Annotated in this window: 5 protein-coding genes and 1 pseudogene; 2 read left to right on the top strand and 4 right to left on the bottom strand. The window is 40.7% G+C overall.

The genetic code is table 11. From position 1 onward, the window contains the following. Positions 1-195: pseudogene (locus ADA55_RS29970) on the top strand (hypothetical protein); the annotation flags it as partial. Between the two features lie 25 nt (positions 196-220). On the opposite strand, the gene cobA reads toward ADA55_RS29970, so the two are convergent. From cobA to ADA55_RS03575, 4 genes are all read right to left on the bottom strand, one after another. Continuing rightward, entirely contained in the window at positions 221-991 is a 771-nt protein-coding gene (gene cobA, locus ADA55_RS03590; RefSeq protein ID WP_048679146.1) for a uroporphyrinogen-III C-methyltransferase, read from the bottom strand. A 99-nt stretch (positions 992-1,090) separates the two neighbouring features. Next, positions 1,091-3,229 (bottom strand): assimilatory nitrate reductase catalytic subunit NasC, encoded by a 2,139-nt coding sequence (nasC, locus tag ADA55_RS03585; protein WP_048679142.1) that lies wholly within the window; start codon positions 3,227-3,229, stop codon positions 1,091-1,093. Between the two features lie 106 nt (positions 3,230-3,335). Further along, positions 3,336-5,657 (bottom strand): nitrite reductase large subunit NirB, encoded by a 2,322-nt coding sequence (gene nirB / locus ADA55_RS03580; protein ID WP_048679139.1) that lies wholly within the window; start codon positions 5,655-5,657, stop codon positions 3,336-3,338. Between the two features lie 53 nt (positions 5,658-5,710). Then, positions 5,711-6,916: a nitrate/nitrite transporter gene (locus ADA55_RS03575; RefSeq protein ID WP_048679134.1), complete on the bottom strand. Its 1,206-nt coding sequence runs from the start codon at positions 6,914-6,916 to the stop codon at positions 5,711-5,713. A gap of 648 nt (positions 6,917-7,564) precedes the next feature. Here ADA55_RS03575 and ADA55_RS03570 point away from each other — a divergent pair. Further along, a complete protein-coding gene (locus tag ADA55_RS03570) occupies positions 7,565-8,107 on the top strand; it encodes a ribonuclease H-like YkuK family protein (RefSeq protein WP_048679130.1) in 543 nt (180 codons plus the stop codon). The last annotated feature ends 293 nt before the right edge of the window (positions 8,108-8,400 follow it).

The following is an 8,400-nucleotide window of genomic DNA, read 5'->3' as shown; positions in this document are numbered from 1 at the left end:
AACGGAAGGTACGAGACTCCTGCGGGAAAAGCGAGTCCAGGGGAGACCCCGCAGGCGCAAAGGCGCCGAGGAGGCTCCCGGATCGCCCGCGGAAAGCGAGTGCCTGAAGTGGAAATCAACGTCCAAATTTGTACAAGCAAAAAAACTGAAGACATGATGACTTTCATGTCCAGTTTGCCATTTTCATTACAGTAAATTTTTCTAGGTAATCATTCCTTTTCTAAGCGAACTCCTTATCTTTTGTCTTCTCTGAAAACCATGATAATTTCTCGGATAAATTCACCACTTCTCCTATTACGATCATGGCTGGATTGGTAACCTGCTCACTTGTAACGGTTGCCACTATTGAATCGATTGTTCCTGTAATAGTTCGTTGAAAACCTGTCGTTCCTTGTTCGATGACTGCAATGGCAGTTTCGGGCTTCATTCCGCAGGAGCGTAATTGTTTACAGATATATGGAAGGTTTTTGATACCCATATAAATAACAATGGTGTCAACACCATGTGTCAAATGATGCCAGTTGATGTTATCAGGTTTGCCGGTCACGCAGTGTCCTGTGACAATTGCGAAGGAACTCCCCCATTCCCTGTGAGTCAGGGGAATTCCAGCATAAGCTGGCGCAGCGATTCCAGATGTGATTCCAGGGACTATTTCAAATTGAATTCCGTGCTTTGCTAGCACTTCTGCTTCCTCACCGCCACGACCAAAAATGAAAGGATCTCCCCCTTTTAGACGAACAATCGTTTTTCTCTCCATTGATTTACTTATTAACAATTGATGAATGCCCTCTTGAGGGACACAATGTATACCAGGCGCTTTACCGCAATAAATGTATTCAGCTCCAGGTTTACCGTAGAAAAGCAATTCACGATTTACCAATCGATCATACAAGATGACATCCGCTTCCGCGATGCATTTGATTGCCTTGACAGTAATTAAGTCCGGATCACCAGGACCGGCACCAACAATATAGACCTTACCTTTTTCCATCCTTTATCCCCTTTTGTTGTTTAGTCATGAAAGCCTGTGTGATGATCTAACCAAAAATATTGTCATGAATAAGAAGAAAAACCTCCCCTTAATGAGACGTTAACTTAATATAGGATGTACTTTTACAGCACTTACTTTAAAGCCGGGCATTTTGCATGTCGGGTCTAAATCCTGTGAAACGAGGCGATTGACATTTTGGGAGTCTGCCCAATGAAAAGGGACGAATATAGTATCATGGCGAATCGTTGGGGACCATTTGCTTCTTACGACAATACTTCCGCGCCTTGATTCAATTTTCACCAAAGTATTGTCTGAAATATGATATTTCTTGGCTGTTTCCGGATGGATTTCCATATATGATTCAAAATTTCTTGCGGCTAATGATGAGCTTTTTCTCGTTTGTACTCCTGTTAAATAATGTGACATGATTCTTCCTGTTGTCAAATAAAGCGGAAATTCCGTACATGGCTTTTCTTTTGGAACATGAGGCAGGTTATTAACCACTACCATGGCCGCCTTTCCGTCCGGGTGGGCAAAAGACGATTCGAATAACCTTTTTGTCCCTTTATGGTCAATGGATGGACATGGCCACAAAATGCCTCCTTCTTTTCTTAAGCGATCATACGTTATACCATAATAATCGGCGGTTCCCCCGCGGCTTGCCACTCTTAGTTCTTCAAATATCTCATTTGCAGATTGAAAGGGAAAATGCTCCCCTTTCCCAAGAGCTTTAGCTATATCACAGATGATTTGCCAATCATGCTTCACTTCCCCAGGTGATGAAAAACTCGCTTCCCGCAACGTTACCCGTCCTTCTAAATTCGTCATTGTTCCCTCATCCTCTAAATAAGACGAAGCAGGTAAAATCAAATCAGCCAATCTAGCAGTTTCAGAAACGAACATGTCTACCGCGACAAGAAACTTTAATTTTTTCAAAGCCTTTTTGACAAAGTTAGCATTTGGATTCGAAACAATGGGATTGGAACACATTAAAAACATGCCGGTAATTTCACCTTCATTTATCTTCTCTATCATCTCGTATGCCGAGACGCCTTTACGTGGCAATTCAGTCTCATCAATTCCCCATATTCTTGCAATATGTAATCTATGTTCCTCATTTTCAATCATGCGATACCCTGGCAGCTGGTCTGCTTTTTGGCCATGCTCTCTTGCTCCCTGTCCATTCCCCTGACCGGTTATGGCCCCATAGCCCGAATTCACTTTTCCGATTTTTCCTGTAACAATAAGAATATTAAGAAAATTTCGTACAGCCGCTGAACCATCTGTTTGCTGCTCAACACCCCTAGCTGTAAAAATCATCCCTGATTCTTCTTTCCCGAACATGGCAGCCGCTTTTTGGATTTGGTCACTAGGAACACCTGTCAATTCTGCAATTTCCTCCAACTCTAAAGATGTAACATACTCTTTAACTTCTTTATAGCCATTTGCACGTTCACGGATATACGCTTCATCAATAAGATCCTCTTCAATGATCACTTTCAATAATCCGTTTGCCAAGGCGGCATCCATCCCAGGTTTCACCTTTAGATGTAAGTCGGCCATTTTCGTTGTTGCGGTTTCCCGGGGATCTACAGCAATGATATATGCCCCATTTTGTTTCGCTTGCTCAAAGTACGGCATGATTGTCGGCTGGCATTCCGCAATATTCGTACCCGCCAAGATTATGCACTTTGTGAACGGAACCTCTGATAAGCTGTTGGTCAGGCCCCTGTCCATACCAAATGTTTGGCTTGCTGCCGAAGCAGCTGCAGACATGCACAAACGGCCATTATAATCTATATACTTTGTTTTTAAAGCCACTCTTGCAAATTTCCCAAGCAAATAGGCTTCTTCATTTGAAATGGATGCACTTCCATAAACAGATAATGCATTTACACCATCTTCTGCTTGAATTTTAGTGAAATTCTCCTTAATGTGGCTTAATGCTTCCTCCCATGATATTCGAACAAATTCCCCATTTTTTTTCAATAATGGGTATTTAATTCGATCTTTATGCAAAGCATGTTGGTGTGCATTCATTCCTTTAATGCATAAGCGCCCCTCTGAGGTTGGATTATCTTTTCCAATCGTCAAATACTTTTTTCTTGTCACTATTGTTTGTTCCAGCAGCTGCATCTTACATTGCATGCTGCAAAATGGACATTGTGTATCATATCGTTTTTCTGATTGGACCTCTTGTTGCTTCGTGCGGAAATACTTTAATAATAATTCGGTCAAGGCTCCTCACCCTTTACTCATGGATTTCTATGGATTTTTCATGGTACAAACATTTATCCGCTTACTAAGTCTTGCATCTAGTTTTCCCTTTTGTTCATTCCCTGATCTAGGCCATTTCCAATCGTTGAGATAGTTGCTGACTAAGTTCATTATCAAACAAAACTTCTCTAACATGAATTAAACCCACTCGTTCAATCCATTTCCAAGTCCGTTCTAAGTAGTTGGCTGTTTCCCGATAATATTGAATAAAGCCGATGATGATTTCAATGGCTTCTTCATTTGTGCCGGCTACACATAGCAGTTCACCGGCACGTGCATCACGCCCGCTGCTTCCGCCCACATATATTTCCCAGCCCCTGTCAATGCCCATAACACCTATATCTTTCGTTGTTGATCCTGCACCGTTATGCATACAAGCGGATATGCCCATCTTTATACGGTATGGTGTTGATACTTGCTCCAATCTTTTTTCCAAATCTACAGCAAGTAATAGGGATTGCTGTTTATCACAAGAGCAAACATGTTCGCCGATACATGTTTTGACGTTTTGGACGGTGTTACCATATTTCGAACTTAACTGCATATCTAAATCAGCCCACACACCTGGGAGATCTTCTTTTTTCACCCCCATTAAATGAATCCTTTGTTCACTTGTTACCGCAACTTGGGATATTTCATATTTATCGGCAACATTAGCAATTTTTCGCAAGTCTTTTGCATTCGTCATCCCGCCGTACATTTGCGGGATAACTGAGTATAGGTTATCACTTTGAACTGTTGCATTCTTTTTTTCGTTTATGAAAAGAGTTTGCTGTCTGATCTCGTACTCTGGATGAATCATCCCTAAATAATAGCTCAATGCAGGCCTGCAAGTTGAACAACCTTTTGTATTTTCCCATTCAAGAGCATCCATCGCTTCTTGGACAGTCGATACGTCTTGGAGCTGCATTTTATACACGATTTCATCTTCCGTTAATTTCGTACATGAGCAAAATGCAGTTTGTTTCTCATCCTGAGTAGTAAGGTTACTTTGAATATAGGTCAAAAGCTCGGTCACTGCCGGCTTACATCCGCCGCAAGAACCGGAAGCCTTTGTGCATTGTTTAACTTGTTCCACTGTCGATAATCCCTTATTTTGAACCGCTTCAATGATTCCCCCCTTTGAAACAGCATTACAATGGCAAATGATTTCATGATTTGCCATCGAAGCGATTAATCCCTCAGCCGTATTTGGTGACTGGAACAGTGCACGCCTTTCCTCTGACGATACTTCTTGCCGCTTTACTATCATATCGAGTAATCGTGAGCTGTTGTTTGTATCTCCATAAAGCACAGCACCTATGATTTTTCTTCCTTGAAAAACCAACTTTTTATAAACACTATCCAATTCATCAAAAGTTGTGATGGATTTCGTTGTTTCGTCACCATGGAAATCACCAACAGAAAATAGCTCAACTCCTGATATTTTCAACTGGGTCGAAAGGACCGAGCCTTGGTATCCGCTGCATTTCATCTCACAAATATGCTTTGCCAGCACTTCACCTTGTTCGTATAAAGGTTTAACCAGCCCATAAACCACGCCTTGATGTTCAGCACATTCACCAACCGCATAAATATCTGGGATGCTGGTTTCTAAATAGTCGTTTACAATAATCGCACGATTTGTATCAATTCCGCTTTCTTTGGCCAACTGAATATTCGGTCTGACTCCCGCAGCCATAACGACCAAATCTGCATCCAGCTCCGTTCCATCCTTAAAACGGACGCGCTCTACACGCTCGTTACCGATTAACTCCTGTGTTTCCTTTTTTAAAAGAAAGTTCATTCCCTGGTTTTCCAACTCTTTTTGCAGTAAAAGTGATGCCGTTGAATCGAGCTGCCTTTCCATTAAATAGTCAGCGATATGAACGACATGCACTTCCATACCAAGGTTTAACAGCCCTCTCGCTGCTTCCAAACCTAACAAACCGCCTCCGATGACGACTGCTTTTTTATGTTTGCGTGAAGTTTCAATCATCTTTTGGCAATCTTCAATCGTCCGAAATGCAATGACGCCTTCTTTATCTACACCTGTGACAGGAAGAATGAACGGGACAGAACCTGTGGCAATTATCAGCTTATCGTAGTAAACTTCCCGTTCTTTGTCTGTTTTTATTTTCCTCGTCTCTTTATCGATTTTTACTACCGTTTCACCTGTGAACAATTGGATATTATTCTCCGTATACCAGTTTCGATCATTTATCGTAATATCTTCAAAAGAGGTGTTGCCTTGAAGCACAGTCGACAATAAGATTCGGTTATAGTTAACGTGCGGTTCACTTCCGAAAATAGTAATCTCAAATGCAGTCGGATCCTTACTTATAATGGATTCAACACAACGTATTCCCGCCATTCCGTTCCCTACTAAGACCAGTTTTTGTTTATACATTTTATCCCCCCAAAAACAAGTACTGTAAAAAGCCAAACTAAGTAAACAAAGTTCTAGATCTTAACTGAATTCTTTCCGAGTACCCACGTTTTTCTCCATGAAAGCTGAGCTAGGCCCAGGATAAGCAAAGCCACGATTCCAACTGCGGAAAATACTAAAAATCCTGTAGCATATGTGCCGGTAACCTGTTTCAACGTACCTAGTATGTTTGGAACCAAGAATCCGCCAACACCTCCGGCAGCTCCCACAATCCCTGTGATAAAACCTATTTCTTTAGAAAATCGCTGTGGAACTAACTGAAAGACAGCTCCGTTGCCCATACCGAGAAATAGCATTCCGATGAACAGAAGGATCGTAACGGCAGTAAGAGAATAAAGAAAACTAATCCCAAACATACATATAGTGAGTCCAATAAATAAAAACATAAGCAGTTTAACTCCACCTATTTTATCGGCAATAAATCCTCCGACGGGACGAAAGAAACTTCCGGCGATGACACATAATGTAACAAATTCCCCCGCCCTTATTCGTGTTAACCCATACTCATCAACAAAAAAGATGCTTAAGAGGCTAGTAAACCCGACAAAGCCGCCAAAAGTCACACTGTAAAGAATACAGAAATACCAAGTGTCCGTTATTTTAAATACGTTGAAATATTCCTTTAGTGGTTTTGCCGGCGGTTGAGACGGTGCGTCTTTTGCGATTAAAATATAAATGATAAACACGATGGTTAAAGGAATCAAAGCTAATCCCATAACATTATGCCAGCCAAGAGATTCTGCAAGACGAGGTCCGAACAATGTCGCAAAAAGAGTTCCGCTGTTACCGGCACCTGCAATGCCCATCGCAAGACCCTGTAAATGCGGGGGATACCAACGACTGGCCATAGGAAGTGCTGCAGCAAAACTTGCTCCAGCCACTCCTAGCAAAATCCCTATTAAATAAAGCTCTGCTAAACTTTCACCGAATAACCATCCCCAAAAAAGCGGAATCATTGTAACAAGCATCCCGCCGATTGCGGTTTTCCGCGGGCCGATGCGGTCAGTCAAAAAACCAAGGACGATTCGAAAAAACGAGCCTCCCAAAATCGGAATAGCCACAATCAAGCCTTTTTCAGCTGGGGAAAGTCCGAAATCCTTTGTAATATAGACACCGAGTGCCCCTAATAATACCCAAATCATAAAACTGATATCAAAATAAAGGAATGAAGCTAATAATGACGGAGCATGACCGCTTTTTTTCAATTCAGATATTTTCATTTTCATCTCTCCAATACTTTAGTAATTGAATATTTGTTTATTTTACTCTTATAAAAGTAAGATTTCTTTGTTTATGTAAGAAAACATCACACACTTTTTTTGCAAGTTATTAAATGTGAATACTTTAAGGTAGGTATTGGTCAAAAATTAATAAATTCATTTCCTTTTTCTTATATAAATCGCATGATATTGTGGTTTACTTAGGTGATGTAAAGTTACAAGCTTGTTTAACTTTTCAGTTATGGCCGCAATAAACTCCAATAACATTTTGAAATATTCTCCATAAAAAAAAGAGAAGCCTAATGCTTAAGCTTCTCTTCCAGTCTGTAGATAAACCCGACTATAATGGGGTTTGTTTACAGTTTTATATTTGTCCGTTAATTCCATTCCAGGCAGACGCTCCCAAACAACTTTGTTTAACATTAAGATAGAACTCCTTTTGCCAACAGTCTTTTTTGTTTAAAATAGAAGAAATAGAACTTGAGGTGATATCCATTCAGCGCGAACAACTTTAACTGATGACTGCCTCTTCTTTAGAGGTGGGTTCTTCCCACGGCACGAAACAAGGATCTCCTTCATATGATGTGTTATGAACGGCATGAGATATTTAATAATCTGATTCTATGGGGAAAGGTTGGGTGCAATAATATGAAGCAATATCCATTTCAGAACATCCCATTTCAAAATATTCAGAAAAAAGATATGTCATTTGAAGAGGTATTCGTTCATATTGCTGGGTTTATGGAATTAAATCCTTCCGGTAACTATCAATTAATGGTCGGGACAGATTCGCAAGTACATAAAAAACATACGGTTTTCATTACAGGCATCGTAATACGGCAGGTCGGAAATGGTGTATGGGGTTGTATAAGAAAAGTGATGATCCCTAGAAGGATGCTGCATTTACATGAACGTATTTCTCAAGAGTTGTCGTTAACAGAGGAAATCGTATCACTGTTTACGGAAGAAAGGAAAAATCAGTTAATCGATATTGTCCTGCCTGCTGTATATCAAGGGGCAACGTTCACAATGGAAGGTCACATTGATATCGGGATTGGAAAGCGAAACAAAACCAGTGAGTTTGTAAAAGAAATGGTAGCCAGGATGGAATCCATGGGGGTGGAACCAAAAATCAAACCGGATGCTTTCGTCGCTTCAAGTTATGCCAACCGTTATACAAAACAAGAGTGACTGTTTACAAAAACATGTAATTACCCAATGGTATCCACACTGGATTTTTTAAAGCTGATTGTACAATTTGGTTTGGGAGACTGCAAACGGTACATACATTTTTTTGGTACGCTATTTTAAATAAAGCAAAAAACCGGCCTCAGACCGAGACCGGCTTCAACATTTTAAGATATAAGCCGCCAATGCCGTATTCAGTAAGAAAGTTTTAAACCACCACTCCTCAAAGTGGGTGTTTGCAGAAAAAATCCTGTTGTCCAAGTCAGTGACGAGGCATAACATTCCTGTTTCAATAT

This window comes from Bacillus sp. 220_BSPC (genome assembly GCF_001054655.1).
In the GTDB taxonomy this organism is placed as follows: Bacteria; Bacillota; Bacilli; order Bacillales; family DSM-1321; genus Peribacillus; species Peribacillus frigoritolerans.
The sequence above is the reverse complement of the archived record's forward strand: the minus strand, read 5'-3'. Positions and strand labels throughout refer to the sequence as shown.

Excerpts from the sequence above, each read along its gene's own strand:
- cobA (WP_048679146.1), bottom strand. The coding sequence starts at position 991 with ATGGAAAAAGGTAAGGTCTATATTGTTGGTGCCGGTCCTGGTGATCCG.
- nirB (WP_048679139.1), bottom strand. The coding sequence starts at position 5,657 with ATGTATAAACAAAAACTGGTCTTAGTAGGGAACGGAATGGCGGGAATA.
- ADA55_RS03575 (WP_048679134.1), bottom strand. The coding sequence starts at position 6,916 with ATGAAAATATCTGAATTGAAAAAAAGCGGTCATGCTCCGTCATTATTA.
- ADA55_RS03570 (WP_048679130.1), top strand. The coding sequence starts at position 7,565 with ATGAAGCAATATCCATTTCAGAACATCCCATTTCAAAATATTCAGAAA.